22 protein-coding genes are annotated in these 22,708 nt (G+C 41.8%); 8 read left to right on the top strand and 14 right to left on the bottom strand.

Annotated elements, in window-relative coordinates; genetic code table 11:
- The first annotated feature begins 2 nt into the window (after positions 1-2).
- On the top strand, positions 3-2,327 hold the full coding sequence (locus MWU56_RS09220; protein WP_247043909.1) for a BamA/TamA family outer membrane protein: 2,325 nt from the start codon (positions 3-5) through the stop codon (positions 2,325-2,327).
- Here MWU56_RS09220 and MWU56_RS09225 read toward each other — a convergent pair.
- The 6 genes from MWU56_RS09225 to MWU56_RS09250 form a co-directional block, all read right to left on the bottom strand.
- A complete protein-coding gene (locus tag MWU56_RS09225; RefSeq protein ID WP_247043910.1) occupies positions 2,324-4,096 on the bottom strand; it encodes a MutS-related protein in 1,773 nt (590 codons plus the stop codon). The genes MWU56_RS09220 and MWU56_RS09225 overlap by 4 nt on opposite strands.
- A 5-nt stretch (positions 4,097-4,101) precedes the next feature.
- A complete protein-coding gene (locus tag MWU56_RS09230; RefSeq protein WP_247043911.1) occupies positions 4,102-4,461 on the bottom strand; it encodes an MmcQ/YjbR family DNA-binding protein in 360 nt (119 codons plus the stop codon).
- Positions 4,458-4,790 (bottom strand): Dabb family protein, encoded by a 333-nt coding sequence (locus MWU56_RS09235; protein ID WP_317236531.1) that lies wholly within the window; start codon positions 4,788-4,790, stop codon positions 4,458-4,460. The genes MWU56_RS09230 and MWU56_RS09235 overlap by 4 nt, the downstream gene beginning before the upstream one ends.
- A gap of 74 nt (positions 4,791-4,864) precedes the next feature.
- A complete protein-coding gene (locus MWU56_RS09240; RefSeq protein WP_247043915.1) occupies positions 4,865-5,488 on the bottom strand; it encodes a DUF4230 domain-containing protein in 624 nt (207 codons plus the stop codon).
- Between the two features lies 1 nt (position 5,489).
- A complete protein-coding gene (locus MWU56_RS09245) occupies positions 5,490-5,840 on the bottom strand; it encodes a DUF4260 domain-containing protein (RefSeq protein ID WP_247043917.1) in 351 nt (116 codons plus the stop codon).
- Positions 5,841-6,593, bottom strand: coding sequence for a cyclase family protein (locus tag MWU56_RS09250; protein ID WP_247043919.1), 753 nt, complete (start codon positions 6,591-6,593; stop codon positions 5,841-5,843).
- Positions 6,594-7,011: 418 nt separating this feature from the next.
- On the opposite strand from MWU56_RS09250, the gene MWU56_RS09255 reads away from it, so the two are divergent.
- On the top strand, positions 7,012-7,617 hold the full coding sequence (locus tag MWU56_RS09255; protein ID WP_247043921.1) for a DJ-1/PfpI family protein: 606 nt from the start codon (positions 7,012-7,014) through the stop codon (positions 7,615-7,617).
- Between the two features lie 8 nt (positions 7,618-7,625).
- Here MWU56_RS09255 and hemW read toward each other — a convergent pair whose 3' ends face one another.
- The 6 genes from hemW to MWU56_RS09285 all read right to left on the bottom strand — a co-directional run bounded on the left by hemW (position 7,626) and on the right by MWU56_RS09285 (position 13,258).
- Positions 7,626-8,768 (bottom strand): radical SAM family heme chaperone HemW, encoded by a 1,143-nt coding sequence (gene hemW, locus MWU56_RS09260; protein WP_247043922.1) that lies wholly within the window; start codon positions 8,766-8,768, stop codon positions 7,626-7,628.
- Positions 8,769-8,802: 34 nt separating this feature from the next.
- On the bottom strand, positions 8,803-9,159 hold the full coding sequence (locus MWU56_RS09265) for a four helix bundle protein (RefSeq protein WP_247043923.1): 357 nt from the start codon (positions 9,157-9,159) through the stop codon (positions 8,803-8,805).
- A 100-nt stretch (positions 9,160-9,259) separates the two neighbouring features.
- Positions 9,260-9,811 carry a crossover junction endodeoxyribonuclease RuvC gene (gene ruvC, locus MWU56_RS09270; protein WP_247043924.1) on the bottom strand — a complete coding sequence of 184 codons (552 nt, stop codon included), beginning with the start codon at positions 9,809-9,811 and terminating at the stop codon, positions 9,260-9,262.
- Between the two features lie 2 nt (positions 9,812-9,813).
- Positions 9,814-10,293, bottom strand: coding sequence for a hypothetical protein (locus MWU56_RS09275; RefSeq protein WP_247043925.1), 480 nt, complete (start codon positions 10,291-10,293; stop codon positions 9,814-9,816).
- Between the two features lie 116 nt (positions 10,294-10,409).
- Positions 10,410-12,635 carry a TonB-dependent receptor gene (locus MWU56_RS09280; RefSeq protein ID WP_247043926.1) on the bottom strand — a complete coding sequence of 742 codons (2,226 nt, stop codon included), beginning with the start codon at positions 12,633-12,635 and terminating at the stop codon, positions 10,410-10,412.
- 182 nt (positions 12,636-12,817) lie between these two features.
- Positions 12,818-13,258 (bottom strand): hypothetical protein, encoded by a 441-nt coding sequence (locus MWU56_RS09285; protein ID WP_247043927.1) that lies wholly within the window; start codon positions 13,256-13,258, stop codon positions 12,818-12,820.
- A gap of 113 nt (positions 13,259-13,371) precedes the next feature.
- On the opposite strand from MWU56_RS09285, the gene MWU56_RS09290 reads away from it, so the two are divergent.
- On the top strand, positions 13,372-13,884 hold the full coding sequence (locus MWU56_RS09290; RefSeq protein WP_247043929.1) for a DUF456 domain-containing protein: 513 nt from the start codon (positions 13,372-13,374) through the stop codon (positions 13,882-13,884).
- Here MWU56_RS09290 and MWU56_RS09295 read toward each other — a convergent pair.
- Together MWU56_RS09295 and MWU56_RS09300 are read right to left on the bottom strand one after the other, a co-directional pair.
- Positions 13,881-14,435 carry a nitroreductase gene (locus tag MWU56_RS09295; protein ID WP_247043931.1) on the bottom strand — a complete coding sequence of 185 codons (555 nt, stop codon included), beginning with the start codon at positions 14,433-14,435 and terminating at the stop codon, positions 13,881-13,883. The two genes, MWU56_RS09290 and MWU56_RS09295, sit on opposite strands and share 4 nt — an antisense overlap.
- Before the next feature lie 48 nt (positions 14,436-14,483).
- Positions 14,484-15,371 carry a LysR family transcriptional regulator gene (locus tag MWU56_RS09300; protein WP_247043933.1) on the bottom strand — a complete coding sequence of 296 codons (888 nt, stop codon included), beginning with the start codon at positions 15,369-15,371 and terminating at the stop codon, positions 14,484-14,486.
- A 76-nt stretch (positions 15,372-15,447) separates the two neighbouring features.
- Between MWU56_RS09300 and hutH the strand changes: the two genes are divergently transcribed.
- The 5 genes from hutH (at position 15,448) to dinB (ending at position 22,681) form a co-directional block, all read left to right on the top strand.
- Positions 15,448-17,025: a histidine ammonia-lyase gene (hutH, locus tag MWU56_RS09305; RefSeq protein WP_247043934.1), complete on the top strand. Its 1,578-nt coding sequence runs from the start codon at positions 15,448-15,450 to the stop codon at positions 17,023-17,025.
- Position 17,026: 1 nt separating this feature from the next.
- Positions 17,027-18,253 carry an imidazolonepropionase gene (gene hutI / locus MWU56_RS09310; protein ID WP_247043935.1) on the top strand — a complete coding sequence of 409 codons (1,227 nt, stop codon included), beginning with the start codon at positions 17,027-17,029 and terminating at the stop codon, positions 18,251-18,253.
- Between the two features lie 10 nt (positions 18,254-18,263).
- On the top strand, positions 18,264-20,267 hold the full coding sequence (locus MWU56_RS09315; protein WP_247043936.1) for a urocanate hydratase: 2,004 nt from the start codon (positions 18,264-18,266) through the stop codon (positions 20,265-20,267).
- 4 nt (positions 20,268-20,271) lie between these two features.
- Positions 20,272-21,243 carry a formimidoylglutamase gene (hutG, locus tag MWU56_RS09320; RefSeq protein ID WP_247043937.1) on the top strand — a complete coding sequence of 324 codons (972 nt, stop codon included), beginning with the start codon at positions 20,272-20,274 and terminating at the stop codon, positions 21,241-21,243.
- 223 nt (positions 21,244-21,466) lie between these two features.
- The gene (gene dinB, locus MWU56_RS09325; RefSeq protein WP_247043938.1) at positions 21,467-22,681 is read left to right on the top strand and encodes a DNA polymerase IV; all 1,215 of its coding nucleotides are present in this window, start codon (positions 21,467-21,469) and stop codon (positions 22,679-22,681) included.
- The last annotated feature ends 27 nt before the right edge of the window (positions 22,682-22,708 follow it).

Raw genomic sequence — 22,708 nt, forward strand, 5'->3', positions numbered from 1 at the left:
TTTTGAAAAATTTTGTAACAACATATCTATTTTACTGTAGTCTAGCTGTTTTTCTATTGCATTCCTGTAGCATAAAAAAATTCATACCGGAGGGTGAGCGACTTTATACCGGCGCAGAACTGGAACTGGATACCATTGGAAATGTAACAGGGTTGAAGGATATTAAATCCGAATTGGTCAATCTGATTGAGCCAAATCCCAATACCACATTCTTGGGAATGAAACCTGCCCTATATTTTCATTATAAAGCAAAGCGAGAAAAACCAGGATTTATTTACAGATTTCTTGATAAGTCCTTCGGTGAGGAACCTGTATATTTCTCCGAAGTAAATCCAGAACGGGTCGAGGATCTTTTATTGAACCGTTTGGACAACAATGGTTTTTTCTATAGCAGAACAGGAGCGGAAACTGTTTTAAAAGAAAAATATGCCTCGGTGAATTATTCAGCAAAGGTACAAGAGCCATACACCTTGGAAAATTATACAGTGGACACTGATTCCCTTCCCATATATAATGAGTTATTGGACCTCATCAAGAACACCCCTTTATCCAAAAATGACCGTTTTGACCTCGATCTTTTAAAAGCGGAAAGAGAACGGTTGGATTATAATCTAAAACAACGAGGATACTACAACAGTAACGCTAATCTTTTCATATTCGAAGCGGATACCAACCAATATAAAAATAGAAAATTCGACCTGTTCCTTCGTCTAAAAAAAGAAGTTCCGAAAAAATCTGGTTTACCTTATACCATCGACTCCATCACCGTTTATCCAAATTACTCCATAGAGGGGGATACTTTGCCATTGTCCAAAAAAAACCGGACCACGGTAAATGGAACAGATTTTATTCAGAAAGAATATTACTTTAAACCCGATTTACTGGAAACATACATACTGTTCAAAGAAGGTGACCTTTACAATGCCAATACCTCAAAACTTACCAGTAGTAGACTTTCCTCATTGGGAAGTTATAAGTATGTGAACATCCAGTATACCGAAATGGATACCACAATGACCAACGGTGATGGAGGCTCTCTTGCAGCCGATATTTATCTGGCACCATTAACAAAGCGTTCGGTAAGGGCGGAAATACAGGCTGTGACCAAATCAAATGGATTTACCGGTCCTGGGCTAGTATTGAGCTATAACAATAGAAACCTTTTTAAAGGTGGGGAAACCTTGAGCCTATCCACTCATTTTTCGTATGAATCCCAGCTTTCCTCCGGTGACAATTCCAATTTAAGCAGTATCGCTTGGGGAATTAAAGGAGACTTGATTTTTCCCAGATCCATTCCTTTTTCACCAGAAAATTTCAGGTATTCCGTGCCTAAGACGAAGATCTCTACAGGAATTGATTTCTTAAAACGCAGTCAGCTTTTCACCTTAAGCTCTATAAACAGTTCTTTCGGTTATACTTGGAAAGAAAATAGATATGTCTATCATCAGTTAGACCCAATAAGTATCAATTACTCCAAATTGTCCAACGTAACGGACGAGTTTCAACAAATATTGGACGATAACCCATTCCTTCGAAGAAGTTTTGAACAACGTTTTATTGCAGGCCTACTCTATAGTTTTACCTATGATGAGGTATCGGATTTGAGAAAGCAGTACCCTATCTTTTTTTCCTCCAACATCGATTTGTCAGGGAATCTATTCAGTTTAATTGACGGAGACTCAGGGACAATCATTGGTTCAGAATATGCACAATATGCCAAAATGGATGTCGATTTCAGGTTTTACTATCGATGGGACAAAGAACAAACATTGGTATCAAGAATATATGCCGGATGGGGCATACCCTACGGAAATAGTGAAACACTGCCCTTTGTGAAGCAATTTTTTTCGGGAGGGCCATATAGTGTGAGAGCTTTTGATATCCGATCTCTGGGTCCTGGGAATTTCAATCTCACATCGGAAGATGTCTCCACGGATTATTTTGACCGTTCCGGAAACTTAAAATTAGAAGCTAATATCGAATATCGTTTTCCTTTGTTCTCCTATCTTAAAGGTGCCCTTTTTGTAGATGCAGGGAATGTTTGGCTAACAGGAAATTATGAAGACTTGGAGGTTGACCAAGAAAACAGTGATTCTTCCAGCACGCTGTTTACCGATGGTAAATTTGAATCGGATTGGTTACAGGAAGTGGGAGCTGGATTTGGATTTGGACTACGGGTGGATATCCAGAACTTTGTAATTCGTTTTGATTTGGCCTCACCGTTCAGGGTACCGTATCAACCAGAAAACGACCGATGGAATATTCCTTTCTTTGGTAACAATGGAAACAAAATGACTTTGAACTTTGCCATAGGCTACCCCTTCTAATCCTTGATAATATCCATCTTCCTCAATAAAAAAGATGCATTCATATTCTGGCAAACACCCTCTTTAAACTTGTAATCAAAAAACAGCTCTCCGTTTACGATCTGGGCATCAAAATAACGATTTTCCACTTCGGGGAGCTCATCGGCCAAGGTACACAGGCTTAAATCGTGGGTGGCCACCATTCCGGTTGACCCATTCTGCACCAAACGTGCCACAAACTTTTTGGAACCTTCTGCCTTGTCGACACTGTTGGTTCCTTTCAATATCTCATCCAAAATCACAAAACAGTCATTTTTATCCAACTCCTCCACGATGTATTTTAAGCGTTTGAGCTCTGCATAGAAATAGGAAGTTTCATCTGCCAAAGAATCCGACGAACGCATACTTGTAAGCAACCGCACCGGAGCATATTTTACCTCTTTGCCCATAACAGGCAAGCCCATATTGGCCATTACAATTTGAAGACCGACCGCTCGCAAAAAAGTACTTTTGCCGGCCATATTGGCCCCTGTTACGATAGAAAAACGCCCTTTTCCGATCTCAAAATCATTCAAAACGTTCTTTTTGGGGTCCACCAAGGGATGGCCAACTTCTTTAGCACTGATTACAGTATCCCCTTGCACCAAGGCTGGATAGGTATGTTCAGGATGATTGAACGCATAGGTACCCAATGTAATGTAGGCATCAAACTGAGCAATGGCAGCAAACCAACCGGCTACATCCTTACCGTATTTTGATACCCAAGATTGCACTTTATAGGCATAAAAAAGACTGTACAGTCCAAGACCTTGAGCAAAAAATAACACTACCAAGTTGTATTGTTGCTCCAACATGGTCGTACGTTGGGTAAAGCGCTTCAAAATCATTGATGTTTTTTCGCCTTTTACCTCTAGTTTTGATTGTAGATCCTTCAATAATTCAGAAGAAAAACTGGTTTCTTCCAGTTCAGAAATCAATCTTTGATGTTGTTGGATGGTATCTTGCGCCTCGGACACTTTCACCGAAAATTCCAGAATGCCCTTGGCATATCTCCCTACAATTCCCAATCCCAAAAAAAACCATATCAAAACCAGACTTTCGGGTATTTTTCCCATAACCGCTACGGTAATCAACAATATGGAAATCCCTAAAAATATAGGCGCTCCGATTCCAGCCCATTTGGGTGTCACGCTTTTGTGGGATTTCATCCAATCGGAAACTACATCGGGTGATATTTTCGGTTTGGTCTCACCGGCCAACGCGGAAAAATGTTGTCGCCATTCCGGAAGTTTTGCCAATTCTTGAATGGCTTCTTGTTTTTTATCTATATCCTTTGGGATACCATCCAACAAAAGATTAGAGAAAACTTCACGGCCTTGTTGCAAAGTGGTCCGGTTTGCATATTGATAAAAGGAACCTCTACCAAATAGATCTAGATCTTGGGCGTATGGATGGTCGGGTTTTAAAAACTCCTTCCCATCCGGCAAATGGTAAAAACGGCGTTCCAAAATTTTTAGTTCCGTGGCATTGATGGCAATAAGCCGTTCCAGATACTTCTTATGGCGTTTTACATTGCTGAACCGCACTACCAGATATAAAAATAGTACAATGGAAAGCGGTACTAAAATCCATAGGACTGTGTTGCCCCAAAATAGGTAAATCGAAAACCACAAAGCCACAAATACGGAAAGACGAAGGGTGGCCAACAATGACAACCTTTTCTTTACCTGTTTTAGTTCAATTTGATGTTTGTTCCTTTGATCGGTATAAAATTTTTTCAAGTCATGCATTAAAATCAATCTAAATCGTTTAGCTCTTGTTGAAGCTTTTTTGTTAAACCAGATACAACCAAATCATAGGAATGATCCACCAAATCTTTTATCAATTGAGGGGGAAGCTGTTCCAAAAATAAGGTATTCCAATGCTTTTTACTCATATGGTACCCAGGCATGATAGCCCCATCGAACGTTTCCCTAAGTTCTTCGGACCTTTCTGGATCACATTTTAAATTACATTGGCCCGGTAGTCGCTCCAAAGGCACCAAGGCAAACATTTTGCCCATTACTTTGAACACCAAAGTATCGGCATCAAACGGGAACTCTTCCGTTACCCCTTTTTTGGATATACAGAATTCCCTAAGTTCCTCTATATTCATTGGTTGATTCCCTGAGAGTCATATACAATTACTTTATCCCAAAGATCCTCACACTCTTCAATAAAGACAAGGTGCGGAGGTTCTTCTTGGTAGGCTTCTTGATCTTCTGCCGATTCAAAAGATAAAATCAAAGAGTAAGTAAACGAATCATCCACCACATCCCGAACTGCCTTTGGTGGCTTGCCTATAAACTTGGTTTTGGCATATTTAGAGTTTTCCAAGAATTTTGTCAGGGATGCTTCAAACGTAGTTCTTGCAGTATGACTATCTGGGTTTTTGAACCAAAAAAACACCGTATGCGTAAAAGTATGGTCAAAATTAGTGCTCATATCGTTTTTGATTTGTACACAGCTTGAGGCAAATAAACCCACCAAAAGCAAGGTTATTATTTTAGTTTTCATAGTTACTCTTCTATAGATTGTTTTTTATCAGTTCCTATTTCCAAAGCGGAATAATCCAATTTCCACCCTATAGTTTCTACTATTTTCTCAACGACCAAAACAGCTTGTAAAGCTTCTTTTTTTGCGGTTTCCATCAACCCGCTCTCTGGTATTCTTTTTTTGATATGCTCCTTGGCCTCTAGGTTCAGATTGGTCAAATCCGTAGGAGAAAAACTGTTGAATATACCATTTTTGATGTCATAAAATTGTAGATCGGGTTCTATGGACAACACTTCCGGCTCTGGAAAATGACTCAGGATAATTTTCTTTTTATCATTTTCCGCCTTCATGTCCAGCTTATTGAGGTCGTACCCGATATGCGCTTTGGCTTTGATCACGATCAGCGCCTTTTTTTTGCTTCGGAACAGGCTCATAAAACTATCCTTGGTATTCTCGTAGTGATAGATTTCTGCAAAATCACCCTCTACAGAAACGAGTTTGCACACACTACGTATCTTGTTCAAGATTACGGTGGACTGCTCTTCTGTAATTTCTTTGTTCTTCTTTTTTCGAAATAGGGAATAGACCCAATACATCAATATTGCGCCCAAAATCAACCCTAAAACCATGTCTATTGCTTCACCCATTTTATGTGCCTATTTCACCCAAATGGGTAAACTTAAATCCTTTGTCATATTTTAATCCGTAGCCAAACATTCTGTCCAACGATGCATGGGAAAACAGTATTATCCCAACAAACTGGCATAAAGGTATTGAAAAGTAAATTCCAACAAAATACATTACTACGGCAATCCCTTTATGATGGAACAAATTATACATTATAGCTCCTGTTCTGTTTCCGAAAAGATATCCCAGCATACCAATATCCGGAGTTAAGAGTAACACCAAAAACCACCACCACGCGTAATCTAATTGATTGAAAAGGTAGATACCTAGAATGAACATCATCAACTCTTCCAATTTGAGGGTTGTTTTCATTTATTTCTCTTCAATTTTATACAAAACAGGTCTACTAGGGCTGGCATCATTTTCAAAGGGAGCCACTTGCAGGTTTAAAAAATAAGTGCCGTCCTCTACTGGGTTGGGTACATAAATAAACTCTGTGATGGTTGCCTTTGTCCTAGGTTTCCCGCTCATGTTCCAAAAAGCTTTATGTGCCAAAAGCTGCCCTCCGTCCCTTTCCTTATCCACCGAAGGCAGGTCGATGAGTAAATGCTCCACGCCTTTTTTTACCAAGTACTTAGCAGCTGCTTCGGTTAAATAGGTTGGGTTGGTATCCGAATATTTTTTAGAGCGCTTGTCGCCCAAATTCGGCATGGTCCTGATTACGATTGCCTGTCTCTTTTTGTTGCCCAAAGCGTATTTTATCTGCTTTTCGGAAATTACAAAATCATCTCCCAATTGTTCCGGTGCAACGGTGATCAGCTCAGCAAAAAAGAAGAAATTTTTCAGTTTTTTATTAATGGAGTTGAACGCTTCCGAAATATGTCCCAAACACTCCGTGTGGGTTACATGCGAGTGTGGATTAAACCAGATATCATTAAAATTGACCGGAGCTCCTTCCGAGACCTTTCCCACAAAACCATCTTGCTTATGGGGCACTATTTTTGGCGGTTCCAAATACCATGCATTCACATTTTTATCACCACCCTTGAGCGGTATTGAAATATCAAGAGGTTTGGTCAGGTCTATTTTATAGTTACGGGAGTTGTGTTTTATGGTTGCAATCATATATGTTGGGCTTGTTTGGGGTAATTAAGGCATTTCATAGGATAAATCCAATAATAAAGTTCTTTTTGGTTGAAATCTGCTAACTCCACAAATAGGTTGAAATATTTCATTGAAACAATTTGAACCTTAAACGTCATAAGCAATTTAAGGATATGAATTTAGATTATATCGTGACGAAAAGCTTATGGAGAACAATGAAATATTCATTCAATTAAGCCAAACCATTAAGAAAACATTTAATTAGCTAAATTAGTTGCCAGAACATCACAATAAACATGCACAAATTGATTAGTGCACCCCCAACTAAGAAATCCAGCTAAGTATGAACATTATTCCAAAATTGAAATCTTTACTATCGCTATTGATGCTAGCCTTAATTGGAACATCATCTATAAATGCCCAAAACTCTGATAACAAAATGGAAAAGCCAATTGAAGTTGCTTTTATCATGTTCGATGATTATGAAACCTTGGATGTTTTCGGGCCAGCAGAAATTTTTGGCCGTTTGGTGGATAAATATGCACTTAAATTTTATTCCCTCGAGGGTGGTGTGGTCACCAACAGGCACAAGGTCCCCATTATGACCGAAAAATTTGAGACCATGGGCAATGGCCCCAAAATAATTTTGGTTCCAGGAGGTATGGGCACCCGAAAGGAAGTAAACAATACCCAACTTTTAAATAAATTAGAAAAACTCTCCCAAACTAGTGACTATGTGCTATCTGTTTGTACAGGCAGTGCACTGCTCGCCAAATCTGGACTTTTGAAGGGTAAAAAAGCGACTTCGAATAAGCGAGCCTTTTCATGGGTGGTTTCCCAAGACACCAAGGTGGATTGGGACAAAAAAGCAAGATGGAAAGTCGATGGAAAATACTACACCTCTTCGGGAGTAAGTGCAGGCATGGATATGGCGTTGGGCTTTTTAGCTGATAGACATGGCATTGATTTCGCCAGAAAAGTGGCCAAGGAGATTGAATACAATTGGATCGAGGATAAGGATAATGATAATTTCGTAGCCGAATAGGTACTGCATTAATCCACAAAAAACAAATCACTAGCAATACCATCGGCTAAAAACTTGCCCTGTTTGGTAACCAAAAGTTTTCCTTCTTCCAAAAAAAGCAAATGGGATTCCATATACTTTTTGGATTGTTGGTTTAAATAGTCCAGATAGTTTGGTCCAAAATCCGAGGCTATTTTATCCAAATCAACCCCCCAAACAGTTCGTAGACCGGTCATCACATACTCATTGTACCTATCCGTTTTGGAAAGGGTCTCAATTTCCATGGGTAAAACGCCTTCACTTATTTTTTTGATATAGGTAGGGTTGTTTCGGATATTCCAGCTTCGGTGTTTGCCATCAAAAGAATGTGCCGACGGACCCACGCCCAAATAGTGTTTCCCCTGCCAGTATGCCGTGTTGTTCTTGGAGAAAAAACCAGGTTTCCCAAAGTTCGAGATTTCATAGTTCACAAAACCCTGCGCTTCCAACATTTCCACCAAAATATGAAACTGCTCTTGCGCCTGCTCGTCATCCACATCCGGAACCACACCTTTTTTAATGAATTTTTTGAGGGCAGTTCTGGGCTCCACGGTCAACGCATAGCTGGAAATATGGGGCAAACCAAAATCCAAGGCCTTTTGGATGTTCCGTTTCCAACGTTCGTTATCCATCCCGGGGATTCCGTAGATCAAATCGATGGTGATGTTATCAAAATGCTTTGTAGCTTCTTGGATACATTTTTCTGCCTCTCCCGCATTATGTGCTCGGTTCATCAATTTTAAATCTTCATCAAAAAAAGATTGGATGCCGATGCTTAAACGATTTATTCCTGATTTTTTATAATCCAAAAATAGATCTTTCGACTGCGCTCGAGATGACACCAAATCATCAGGATTGGCTTCCAGTGTGATTTCCGGATGGTCAATTACTTTGTAATTGTCGTACACCGACTGAATCAACTGTTGAATTTCCTCAATTGATAGCACCGACGGCGTTCCTCCCCCAAAGTAGATGGTTTCTACCTCATCCTCCACCTCAGATTTTCGCATAACGAGTTCCTTGCCAATGGCATTCACCATGACTTCCTTTTTTTCCAGTTGCGTGGAAAAATGGAAATCACAGTAATGGCAAGCTTGCTTGCAAAAAGGAATGTGGATATAAATTCCGGACATCAATTGTCAATTAACAGTAAACAATATACAATGATCATTTTGCTCTCTTTGTAGTTTTTAGGATGGAAAACATGATTTTCGAAAGTTCATCGGCCTTGGAAATTAGCGTTGCTGATTTGCTTTTAGGAATATAGTCTGAATCCGTCAGTAACGAAAGCCAATATTTTACTTCCAAACTCTCCTTGTAAGCTATTGAAATTTTGGCGGAAAAATCAGCCGTTGAGATAGCTCCATTTGCCTCACTGATATTTGCACCGATGGATGTTCCTGAACGCAGCATTTGCTTGGATAGCACAAACTCTTTTTTGGATGCCACTATGTGCTTGTATAAACTGACCGTTTGCAAGGCAAAATCATAAGATTTTTCGAGTAAAGGATTTTTGTTTTTCATAAAGTAGGTTCGTTTGGGAATTGGACATTACTTATTGTTAATTGCTAATTGTACATTGTTTATTGTTTATTGTTTATTGTTTATTGAAAACTGGTAATTATTATTTGATCTTACCCGGGTTTTGCTTCACAAAGGCTTCCCAACCCGTATAGCTTTTACCCACTTCTACCCTTCCTTCATTATAAAAGTGACAAACGGCTGCGGCCAAACCATCGGTACTGTCCAGATTTTTGGGCAAAGATTTTAATTTTAGTACACTTTGCAACATTTTAGCCACTTGCTCTTTAGTGGCGTTTCCGTTTCCTGTGATGGCCATTTTTATTTTCTTGGGCATATACTCCGTAATCGGAACTTCTCTGGAAAGACCTGCTGCCATGGCCACACCTTGAGCGCGGCCCAATTTTAGCATAGACTGTACATTTTTTCCATAAAAAGGGGCTTCAATGGCTATTTCATCTGGGTGATAGGTATCGATAAGCTCCACAGTGCGTTCAAAAATAAGCTTGAGCTTGGTATAGGGGTCTGTATACTTTTTGAGCATCAACTCGTTCATCTGCACAAAGTGCATTTGCTTATTGATGACCTTGATTATCCCGAACCCCATGATCGTGGTTCCGGGATCTATACCCAATATAATTTTTTCTGTTGCCAAATTTAGTAGGTATTTAGTACCAGCGGTAGCCTGAAACGTAGGCTTACCGGATTTCCTCTTTTCAATGCCGGGGCCACGGTGGTCAAATCGTTCAAACTATCAGAAATTTTGGTGTTAAAATCTGAAATTTCATTTAATACAGAAGTTTTCTCCTCCACGTTCAACACAGAAATAAAACCATGCTCATCTATCAGAAAATCGATATAGACCGTATCATTCAAATCGTTCCTTACTTCAAACTTGAGTCCTGCCAAAGCTTCGGAAAAATACTCAGTGATTAGATTTTGAAAACACTCCTGTTGGGCATCTTTGGGGGCGGTTTCGTCACAATCCTCAAAAAGGGGATATTGATCCACATCGTTCCAATCAATGGCCAAAAGCTCCTCATTGACCAATTTTTGGGTCTTATCCTCCTTGGACTCCAAAAGCTCGCAGGATACGAACAAACCCATAAAAATGATTAACAAAACTAACTTCCGCATGACAGGCCCAATAATTTGGCTGAAATTACGATTTTTTAATGAAGAACTATATAATGTAAAGAGACCTGAAAATGTTTCAGGCCTCTAATTATTACAATGCATTTACCTAAACACCATTAAAAAGTAACCGTAACCTTTCCCCTTAAATAAAAAGGCATGCCGGGTGTAAAATGAATCTCTTCAAACGAATTCGACTCATTGAACAATCGGCTTTCCGTGGCAAACTGTGTTTCGTTCCATTCTGTGTCGAACAAGTTTTCAACGATAAGACCAAAGGTCCAATTGTTTACACTATAACTTAGCGTTGCATCGGTAACGAAATATCCTTCGGCCACAATGGAATTGTCCTCGTTGGCGGGTCTATCATCAATATATCGGTAATTCAATCCTCCGGAAAAACCTTGATTGCCTCCAAAGGTTACCCCTCCAGCCATTGTAAAATCGGGTGCCAATGGAATGTAGTCTTCTCCATCCGCCTCCTCGGTGCTTCGAGCGTGCGTGTAATTGGCATCGGAATAGATGTAAAGCCAATCCAAAGGCTGGTACCTTGCCCCTACTTCGAACCCTATTCTTCTGGTTTTTCCACTGGGCTCCACAATTCCTGCATCACCCACGTACACAAACTCTTGATCCAAGAACAAAGTCCACAAAGTGGCGTTCAAGACCAATTTATCCATTGGTTTTATGATCGTGCCCAAATCCACACCGTAAGCAGCTGGCAGAATCTCTTCGCCACCATTCGCCACAACAACACGGGTATCGTTGGAGTGGAAACCAATACCCGTTTTTAAGAAGATCTGTGTATTTTCAGTTGGACTGTAAATGGTATTGAACTTAGGACTGAACGCCACTTTTTCTTCGCTACGGCTGTCATAAAGTTCACTGAGGTTGTTGACATAGTCAAATTTGAAATAATCCAAACGAACAGCTGGTTCAAACGTAAATTTGCCTGATTTAAATGCTGCGCCCGCAAATGCGTAGCTGTTCACCTCATCCACATCACCATAAGCCAAACGCTCCAACAATTCTTGACGGTTCAATGTGTGAGACAACTGGTTATCGTCCACATTGTCGTATCTAAAACCAATTCCTACATTGTATTTGAAATCCATACTTCCCAAACTGGCAGAACTGTTCTGAAAAACAGTTTTTGCCCCGGCCAATAAACGATCTTCATATTGTTTGATTTGATCCCCGTTCACTGGGTCATCCAAGAAAAAAGTGAAATTGGAATAGAGTTCAAAATCATAATGAGATACAAATGCCATCGTGTTGAGCGATTTTCCAGCACCCAACTTCTTATTATGATTTAAAACAAAGTTGGTTCTGCTCGTCTGTCCGCCTTCGGTATCGTCAATGGCACCAAAGCGACCAATCAAACCTTGGTCAACCGCCCTTTGTGGGATTTGACCGGAAGCATCCCATTTGCTTGAAAAGTGAGATGCTGTCAACAACAGCTCTTGTTCTCCGGGCAATGCGTAGCGATATCTTCCCATAATATTAATTCGATTAAAATTTTGTGGTGAATCAAACGGACCATCTGTTAAATACAGTTCAGAGGCCAAATACGCATTACTGTTCTGGTTATCCAGCACATTGAACATTCCCATAAACCTTCGCGTTCCGAATTGCCCCGCTTCTGTTGACAACAAACTCTTATCCAAGCTTTTTCGCAACTTTAGGTTTACGTAGCCCGCGGTATTAAAATTACCTTGGTCGGCATAGTAAGGCCCTTTTCCAAAGTTTACATTCTCGATAGTCTCTGGAATCACAAAGTGAAGATCGGCATATCCCTGTCCGTGGGCGTGGGAAACCATATTCACGGGCATTCCGTCCACATTGATGGCTACATCAGTACCGTGATCTACATCAAAACCACGTAAAAATAGCTGCTCAGCTTTTCCGCCTCCGGCGTGTTGGCCAATAATCAGTCCTGGTACCTTTCTTAAAATTTCCTGTGATGATTTTACGGGATTCGTTTTTAAATCCACATCCACCAATCTGCTCAAAGCATCCACTTCGGACACTAAAACCACCTGATCTAAAGAAATGGTACTTTCTTGAAGTACAATGGTAAGTGGATTCTGTAAATCAGCTTGACTCACCATTCGGGTCTCTGTGGCATATCCCAATCGAGAAAAATAAATGGTATCGTTCACTGAGGTCCTATCAAGAACAAAATGACCCGTACCATCGGTATGGCTATGTTGACCGCTGGTCTTATTAAATATACCAGCGTCTTCCAATGGGGAACCGGCTTCATCAACCAGCTTCCCTTTTAAACTTTGTGCAGTAATCGTGCCCATGAACAGCATAGACAATGCCGCCATAAAATATTTCATGTTGTTATTATTTAATTTGATTTGTGTGAAAATTTATCTCTCTAATTCATCAAAAAACAAGGGTAAGGTCATGCTGAACTCATATCAGCATCTCATAACCCATACTGTGATATTCATGCGACCCTGAAACAAGTCCAGGATGATGAATTCAAAACCCGTTTAAAAAATTAGTTTAGCTTAATTCAGCTATTTTGAGGAGGGGGGGTGGTCACACTGTGGCACCAAGAAAAGATCTTGTCTTGGTAGGCCCAATTGTTAATGGCACTGACCAAAAAATTAATTTCAGAAGTTAAATGTGTTTTCTCCACAAAGTGTTTGTCCAGTGTAAGACTGATTTTATCTTTCGAATCCTGTTCATCCGAATGATTGGCCTTTAATAAATCCTTTAAAGCTTCTAAACCTTCGTGGGAGTGTCCCGCCATGGCTTTTAAGGAAGCGTAATCCGTTGTTTCGTGATCCGAAGCAAAATTATGATGGTGTGTCGATGGAGTCAATACGTGTGAAACTTCGTGCAGGGTTTCCAACACTAAGCCATTAAAAAGTCCAAGTAAATAAAACATACACATAACGGCACATCCCGTTTGGATAATTCTTGATTTTGTATGTGTTTTATTCGTTTTCACGACCGATAGAAATCAGTTTCAAATGTACCAACGAAAAAAATAAGGGCAGGGTTTTATTTTGATTTTGTTTGTAACAATTGTCCATTACATTTGTCTTACAATAAAACACAGCCATGGACATTGCATTGCTCATTTTAGGGTTCCTTTTGATGCTGGTCGGAATACTGGGCAGCTTCTTGCCCGTTTTGCCAGGTCCTCCCATTAGTTGGGTTGGACTTTTACTCCTCTATTTAACCAAAGCCGTACCTGATAATTGGTGGGTTCTGGGAGTCACCTTTGTAATAGCCATTACCATCACCGTTTTGGATTATGTGATCCCCGCCATGGGCACTAAAAAGTTTGGAGGCACCAAAGCGGGCATGTGGGGTACCATCGTTGGGCTATTGGTCGCCATTTTTGTTCCGGTGTTCGGACCTTTGGGAATAATCATTTGGCCTTTTATTGGAGCCTTGGTCGGTGAACTATTGAACAAAGCCAATAAAAAAACCGCCCTTAAGGCGGCTTTTGGTTCATTTTTGGGATTTTTAACGGGCACTTTCATGAAGTTTGTCGTGACCGTTTTGTATGCCGTATTCTATGTGTACATCACTATAAAACATGCTGGGGAACTATTTACCTTTGCTTAGTCCAGCCACTCCACCTTTTCGCAAATAGGGGTTCTGGCGGATGGAATTAGCTCACCATCAAAATAACCCATATAGAAAAATCCCAAGCATTTTTCACCCGCTGCCAAATCAAAAAACTCATCCATGTATTTGATGAGTCCGGGGGAAGACCAGTAACTTCCAATTCCCAATTCTGCGCAGCATAGCCACATGTTTTGTACCGCCATGGAAACTGCGGCAATTTCTTCCCACTCGGGCAAACTTTCTTTTGGATCCCGTTGCATGCAAATTGCAATTACCGCTCCTGAATTGGATGGATTAAACTGTAGTTTTTTTATCTTCATCTGCTTTGGATTAGGATCCACCTCCTCATACTTATTGGAAAGGAAAATCCCCAGCTCCTGTTTCTTGTCCCCTGTCAACACTTTAAAACGCCAAGGCTCTGTTTTCTTGTGCGTAGGTGCCCAATTCGCCGCTTCCAAGATTTTTTCAATTGTCTCTTTATCGATGGCCTTGTCAATATATTGGGCCGGAAAAACACTTCTCCTTTTCTTGATCAAGTCAAAAATCATAATGTTCTATTAAGTTGAATTCCAAAGTTACTCCCCAAAACATTGTTATCATAATTTCATAAGCAAATCCATACATTTTTGAAGAGCCGGATTACGGTTATCCGTTTTCCAGACCATGCTCAATACTGCGCGTTGTTTAATTTTCTTCATTTCAATGAACTTCACCTTCATCTGAAACCCATATTGGAGGGTTGTCGGCACAATGGCAATGCCCAATTTGTTCTCCACCAGTTTAAAAATGGTCTGGGCATGAACCGATTTATGGGAAACATTGGGTGCAAAACCACCGTCCTCACAAATACTGAGTACGGTGTCGTAATAGGTAGGACTGTAATCTTGGGAAAAAAGGATAAAATCCTCGTTCGCCACCTGATTGATGTTCTTGAAATTCCCCTTATCCAAAGGATGTTCCTCGGGCAAAACCAAAGAAAAAGTATCTTCAAAAACAGGCTTTGCCTCCAACCCTTTGGGTACTCGGGACAACCGAACAAAACCCAAATCCAGACGGTCGGCCAATATTGCATTGATCTGCGCGCGGTTGGAAAGTTCCTCCAACGTAGTATGCACCGTAGGATACTTTTCTTTCAGTCCCAGCAATAAATTGGGAACCACATTTTGCATGGCAGAACCCAAAAAACCGATGCGTACCTCCCCCAAATGCCCATCGCCTATATGCTTCACTTGTTTTTTGGTCTGCTCCAGATGGTTCAAGATAAATTCCACTTCTTTTTTTAAGAACTCGCCTGCAGGGGTCAACCGGACCTTCTTTTTGTCCCGAATAAAAAGTTGTGTATCCAATATTTCCTCCATCTGTTTGATTTGCGTACTCAATCCAGGTTGGGAAATAAAGAGTTTTTCCGCAGCTTTTCTAAAATGGAGTTCTTCAGCCACGGCCAAAAAATAAATGAAATGTCGAAGCTCTATTTGATAATTCATACTTATTGATTCTTACAAAAATAAGTATTGGCAATTATTAAACCTAATTGATATTTTTATTCAAAAAGAAAAAAACATGGCTACAGACCGAACATTTCACTTTGGAGAAGACCATTTAACCGCTGGCATAGCATTGGGTATGGCCCATAGCGCAATAAAAGGTGTTTTCTCGGATACATGTCTCAAAAATGTAAATGCCAGTCATCAACGTGTTCAGCGTATCGTGGAAAAAGGCGATACTGTCTATGGCATCAATACGGGCTTTGGCCCTTTGTGCAATACCAAAATATCCAAGGAGGACACCAAAATCCTTCAATCCAATATATTGCAGAGCCACAGTGTGGGGGTGGGAAAACCCATCTCCAACGAGTTGGCAAAAATTATGCTGATTCTCAAAATCCATGCTCTTGCCAAAGGGTATTCGGGTATTGCAGAATCCACGCTGCAACGCATGCTCTGGCATTTGGGAAACGATGCCATTCCGGTGGTTCCCTCCCAAGGTTCGGTTGGTGCATCTGGCGACTTGGCTCCACTTTCCCACTTATTTCTTCCGCTCATCGGATTGGGTAAAGTGGAATTTAGAGGTCAAACCATAAAAACACAGGAACTTTTTAACCAAACGGGATTGAAACCTTTGGAATTGGGTCCAAAAGAAGGACTGGCCTTGATCAACGGAACCCAGTTTATTGCCGCGCATGGGGTAATGGTCGTACACAAATTGCAGCATTGTCTAAAACATGCGGACATTATCGGCGCCATGATGCTCGAAGGTCTGCAAGGTTCCATGAAACCGTTTTTTGAAGCATTGCACCAACTCCGTCCATTTAAGGGCAACCAACATGTGGCAGGAAGAATCCGAACCCTCCTCCAAGGTTCCGAGATTTTGGAAGACCATATCGATTGTGAACGGGTGCAGGACCCCTACTCCCTTCGCTGTATGCCACAAGTGCACGGAGCATCCCGAAATGCATGGCTCCATCTTAAAGAATTGTTAGAAATAGAACTCAACTCGGTAACCGACAACCCGGTCATCATAAATGATGAACTCACTATTAGCGGAGGGAATTTCCACGGACAACCCTTGGCCATGGCTTTGGATTATGCCGCATTGGCCGCTTCGGAAATCGGAAATATCTCCGACCGCCGTATCTATCTCGCCCTCGAGGGCAACAGCCCCGGTGTTCCTAAATTATTGATGAAAGATACCGGAATCAATTCGGGCTATATGATTCTGCAATATACCTCGGCAGCATTGGCCAGTGAGAACAAAAGCTTATGTTTCCCCGCTAGTGCCGATAGCATCCCTACTTCTTTGGGACAGGAGGACCATGTAAGTATGGGATCCATAAGTGGAAGAAAAGCACTCAATATTATAGAAAATGTGGAAAAAATCCTCGCTATCGAATTGTTGACCGCCGCCCAAGCATTCGAGTACAGAAAACCACTCAAATCGGGTGTTTTGCTTGATGAAATCCATACATTTCTGAGGACAAGGGTCGCTTTTGCCGAAAACGACCGTGTTTTTGCAGATGATATTGAGAAAGGAATTGAAATTATCCAAAACCGTGAAATCATCAATATAGTGGAAAAAGTTATGCAAGAAAAAGAACTTTCTTGGAACACGCCACATCTTGACCTATTTGAAACATATTAAAATGAACAAACTACAATTAATAGGACCGTTTACTCAATTACTTCCCATGACGGGGCTTCCCTTAAAAGGAGCCTTAAAAGATGAGCAACTGCCGATCATTGAAAATGGGGGCATTCTGCTTTCTAGAGGAAAAATTATCAACGTCGGGGTTTTTGATGAGTTAAAATCCGATGATGTCAAAATCTACCATATCGAAGGAGCACATGTTTGCCTCCCTGGATTCGTGGATTCCCATACCCATATTTGCTTTGGAGGAACCCGAGCCCGCGATTATGCCTACCGAAATGCCGGAAAAACCTATTTGGAAATTGCCAAGGCCGGTGGCGGTATTTGGGACACTGTTACCCAAACCCGAAAAGCATCACAAGTGGAACTGGCCAAAGGAATCCTATCTCGAAGCCAAAAACATCTCAAAAATGGGGTTACCACCATCGAGGTGAAAAGTGGTTACGGACTTTCCGTGAATGAAGAATTGAAAATGCTACGTGCCATAAAACAAGCCAATGAAATATCCAATGCTTCACTTATTCCAACCTGTCTGGCGGCACACATGAAACCTAAGGATTGGAACCATCAAAAAGAATATCTGGAAGAAATTATTGCAACCTTGTTTCCTATCATTAAAACCGAAAATTTGGCACAACGTGTGGATGCTTTTGTGGAAGAGAGTGCTTTTTCACCAGAGGAAATCAAACCGTATTTCCAAAAAGCCAAGGAAATGGGCTTTGATATCACCGTACATGCCGACCAGTTTACCACGGGCGGCAGTCAGGTTGCTGTAGACTTTGATGCCGTGAGCGCCGACCATTTGGAGGCCAGTACCGAAAAAGAAATACAGCTTTTGGCTAAAAGTAACACCATTGCAACAGCATTGCCCGGGGCATCCATTGGTTTGGGCTGTGCCTACACCCCTGCCCGCAGAATTTTGAATGCCGGCGGCGCTCTGTCCATTGCCAGCGACCACAATCCCGGCTCTGCACCCATGGGTGATTTATTGACCCAAGCCAGTATTTTGGGCACCTTTGAAAAATTGTCCAACACCGAAGTGCTTGCTGGAATCACTTTTAGGGCAGCTGCTGCTTTACGCTTGGCGGACCGGGGAAAGCTGGAAGCCGGAGCAAAAGCAGATTTTATTGTTTTTCCAACGGATAATTACCAAGAAATCACCTACCACCAAGGGCAATTAAAGCCTAGTGAAGTTTGGAAAAATGGAGAACCCATCAACTAAAAAACGCGTTATGACAGCATTTCAACAACAGCTATTGCAAGGCATACCCGAGCAACTACCGCCCAAAAAGTCCTATCCAAAAAACGGTAACCCAGCACCAAAACGGAAGGACATCCTCTCCAAAGAAGAGAAAAAACTGGCCGTACAAAATGCCCTACGTTATTTCCCCGAATCATGGCACGCAGAGCTTGCGCCAGAGTTTGCCGAAGAATTAAAAACCTACGGTCGTATCTACATGCATCGGTTTAAACCTGACTATCAAATGTATGCGCGATCTATCTCAGAATATCCGGCAAAAACACATCAGGCAGCCGCCATTATGCTCATGATCCAGAACAATTTGGACCCTGCTGTGGCACAACATCCCGAAGAACTCATCACCTACGGTGGCAATGGTGCGGTATTCCAAAACTGGGCACAATACCTGCTCACCATGAAATATTTGGCGGAAATGACCGATGAGCAGACCTTACACATGTATTCCGGACATCCGATGGGGCTTTTTCCATCATCCAAGGAAGCGCCACGAGTGGTGGTCACAAATGGCATGATGATTCCCAACTACTCCAAACCTGATGATTGGGAAAAATTCAATGCGTTGGGAGTAACTCAATATGGACAAATGACGGCCGGCTCCTACATGTACATCGGGCCACAGGGCATTGTTCACGGAACCGCCATCACGGTGATGAACGCTTTTCGCAAAGTATTGAAGCAAAACGAGTCACCTGAAGGGAAAATCTTTTTAACTGCTGGATTGGGCGGTATGAGTGGTGCCCAACCTAAGGCGGGAAACATTGCTGGAGGAATCACCATTTGTGCCGAGGTAAACCCCGAAGCTGCTAAAAAACGTCATGCTCAAGGTTGGGTGGATGAATTATTAGTGGATTTAGATCTATTGGTAGTTCGCACGAAAGAAGCTGTAAAAAACAAGGAAGTGATTTCCCTGGCCTACATTGGCAATGTGGTGGATGTTTGGGAGCGCTTTTACGAAGCCAACATTTTTGTTCATTTGGGATCGGACCAAACCTCTTTGCACAATCCTTGGGCCGGTGGATATTATCCCGTGGGACTTACTTTTGAAGCATCCAATGCCATGATGGTCGAAAATCCCGAAGCGTTCAAAGAAAAAGTACAGGAATCGCTTCGAAGACAAATCAATTCCATCAACAAACACACCGCAAAAGGCACCTACTTCTTTGATTATGGCAATGCCTTTTTGCTGGAAGTCTCCCGTGCGGGCGGTGATGTTATGGCTGAAAACAATATCGATTTTAGATACCCATCCTACGTACAGGATATTTTGGGGCCCATGTGTTTTGACTACGGCTTTGGCCCATTCCGATGGGTATGTACTTCGGGCGACCCCAAGGACCTCCAAAAAACGGATGCCATTGCATTGGAAGTGATGAAAACCATCAAATCCATAGCTCCTAATGAAATCCAACAGCAGATGCAGGACAATATCAAATGGATTTCGGAGGCTGAACAGAACAAATTAGTGGTAGGCTCGCAAGCACGAATCCTATATGCCGATGCCGAGGGACGAAGCAAAATTGCCGACGCTTTCAATACTGCCATAGCGAAAGGTGAAATCAGCGCCCCCGTGGTTTTGGGCAGGGATCACCACGATGTGAGCGGTACGGATTCTCCTTTTAGGGAAACCAGTAATATTTATGATGGCAGCAAGTTCACTGCCGATATGGCCATCCAGAATGTGATCGGGGACAGTTTTAGGGGAGCTACTTGGGTTTCCATTCATAACGGTGGCGGTGTTGGTTGGGGAGAAGTCATCAATGGCGGTTTTGGCATGGTACTCGATGGTACTAAAGAGGCTTCCAACCGATTGAAGAAAATGTTATTTTTTGATGTGAACAATGGTATTTCCCGGAGAAGTTGGGCACGGAACAAAGAAGCTCGCTTTGCCATTGAACGAGAAATGGAACGCTCTCCAAATTTAAAAGTAACTTTGCCCCATCTGGTGGAACCGGATATTTTGGACAATCTTTTTTAATCTGATGAAACACTACGAACCCCCAAAACAAGACCTCTGGACGGGTCGCATCTCCAATAAATGGCTGTACCTCCACGAAAAGGTACATTGCACGCCTTTGGAAGAAATTGCCGAAGCCCAGAAAAAATCCATTGCTCTTTTGGGATATGCTTGTGATGAAGGGGTACGGCGCAATCAAGGTCGTGTTGGAGCGGTGGACGGTCCAGGTGTAATCAAAAGTAATTTTGGAAAAATGCCCAATCATTTGGGGAGCAACGTGCTTTTGCATGATGTGGGTTCAGTTGTTTGTGTCGATGGCGATATGGAAGCTGCTCAACAAGCGCTTTCTGATGCGGTCACAACTCTTTTAGAGAAAAAACAGTTTCCCATTGTTTTGGGTGGCGGGCATGATGTGGCTTATGGCCATTACCGAGGTATCAAAAATCATTTGGATGCAAAAAAAGAAGGCCAGACCATTGGCGTTATTAATTTTGATGCGCATTTTGACCTTCGGAAAAATACGGAACAAAGTAATTCGGGCACTCCGTTTTACCAGATTGCCAAAGATTGCGAAAAGGAGGGCATTGATTTTAATTATCTCTGCTTGGGTATCCGAAAAGATGCTAATGATAGAACCCTTTTTCAAACGGCCAGAGACCTCGATGTCATCTATGTGATGAACGATACTTTCCAAATTCCTCTGCTGGAAGAAATCACTACCTGGATCAATGCTTTTGCCAAAAACGTGGATCATATTTACCTCACCATTGACTTAGATGGTTTTTCCTCCGCCTATGCTCCCGGAGTGAGCGCAGCTTCACCCATGGGTTTTAGTCCGTACATCGTTTTGGAATGTTTGAAAACCATTATTGGTTCTGGAAAACTGATCAGTATGGACATTGCTGAGATGAACCCCAAATATGATATTGATGGGCAAACTGCAAAATTGGCTGCTTCTTTGGTGCACCATGTGGCTCACAGTATTTCCAATAGTTGATAAAAACAAAAAAAGCCTTCCAAATGGAAAGCCTTTCATTGGCGAGCATCGGTTTGATGCTTCAACCTGATTCCAATCATCGCGACTGGAATCCAACACAACGAGACAAAGATATGATGATTTTTCCGAAATAAGGACAGCAGAAGTTGTTGATATTTATTTTATGGATTATTTCCTTTTTGTTGGAATATTTCCATAATTTAGCTTCCCCTTCAGCTAAACAATGAAAAAGACGATTTTACATCTTGATCTGGACACCTTTTATGTGTCCGTGGAACGCATCATCAATACAGAGCTCAAAAACAAGCCCTTATTGGTAGGTGGCACCAGTGATCGCGGGGTAGTCGCAGCTTGCAGTTATGAGACCCGTGGATTTGGGGTGCACTCCGGAATGCCCATGAAAATGGCCAAGGAACTTTGCCCAGAAGCCGTGGTTATCCGTGGAAATGCCGGTACCTACAGCAAGTATTCGGATGTGGTTACGGAAATCATCAAAGAAAAGGTTCCGCTTTTTGAAAAATCCAGCATTGATGAATTTTATGCCGACCTATCGGGTATGGACCGTTTTTTTGGTTGCTACAAATTTGCCACGGAAATGCGGCATAAAATCATTCATGAAACTGGTCTGCCCATTTCGTTTGGCTTATCTGTAAACAAAGTAGTTTCCAAGGTGGCTACGAACGAAGCCAAACCAAACAATCAACTTAAGATAGATTTTGGTTTGGAAAAACCATTTTTGGCTCCGCTTTCCATTAAAAAAATCCCAATGGTGGGCGATAAAACCTATCAAACTCTAAGAAATCTAGGAATACGACAGGTAAAAACCGTACAAGAGATGCCCATGGATATTATGCAAAGGGTACTGGGCGCCAATGGCAGGGTAATCTGGAAAAGAGCCAATGGCATTGACAATACACCTGTGATTCCTTTTCATGAGCGAAAATCCATTTCCAACGAAAGAACTTTTGACAGGGACACCATTGATATGGTCAAATTGAAGGGCATCTTGATTGCCATGACCGAAAACTTGGCCTACCAGTTACGAAGGGGTGATAAACTAACGGCATGCGTTGCGGTAAAGATTCGGTATTCTGACTTCAACACTTATTCCAAACAATCGCGCATTCCATACACAAGTGCCGACCATGTGCTCATCCCAAAAATATTGGAGCTGTTCAATTCCCTGTACAACAAACGGATGTTGGTTCGGCTCATCGGGATTCGATTCAGCCATTTGGTCTCTGGCAATTACCAAATCAACCTTTTTGAGGATACCGAAGAGACCTTGAACCTCTATCAAGCCATGGACCATGTCCGAAATAGGTTCGGTAGTCGGAGTGTTCTACGTGCTTCTGCCATGGGAGCCAAGACCATTGGCAGCATGCACAATCCCTTTAATGGAGAACCACCTGTGGTTTTGGCGCATCGGAAACAGTGATTAATTTCCAATGAGCAATTGACAACT

Origin of the sequence: Allomuricauda sp. F6463D, assembly GCF_023015965.1 — a bacterium.
In the GTDB taxonomy this organism is placed as follows: domain Bacteria; phylum Bacteroidota; class Bacteroidia; order Flavobacteriales; family Flavobacteriaceae; genus Flagellimonas.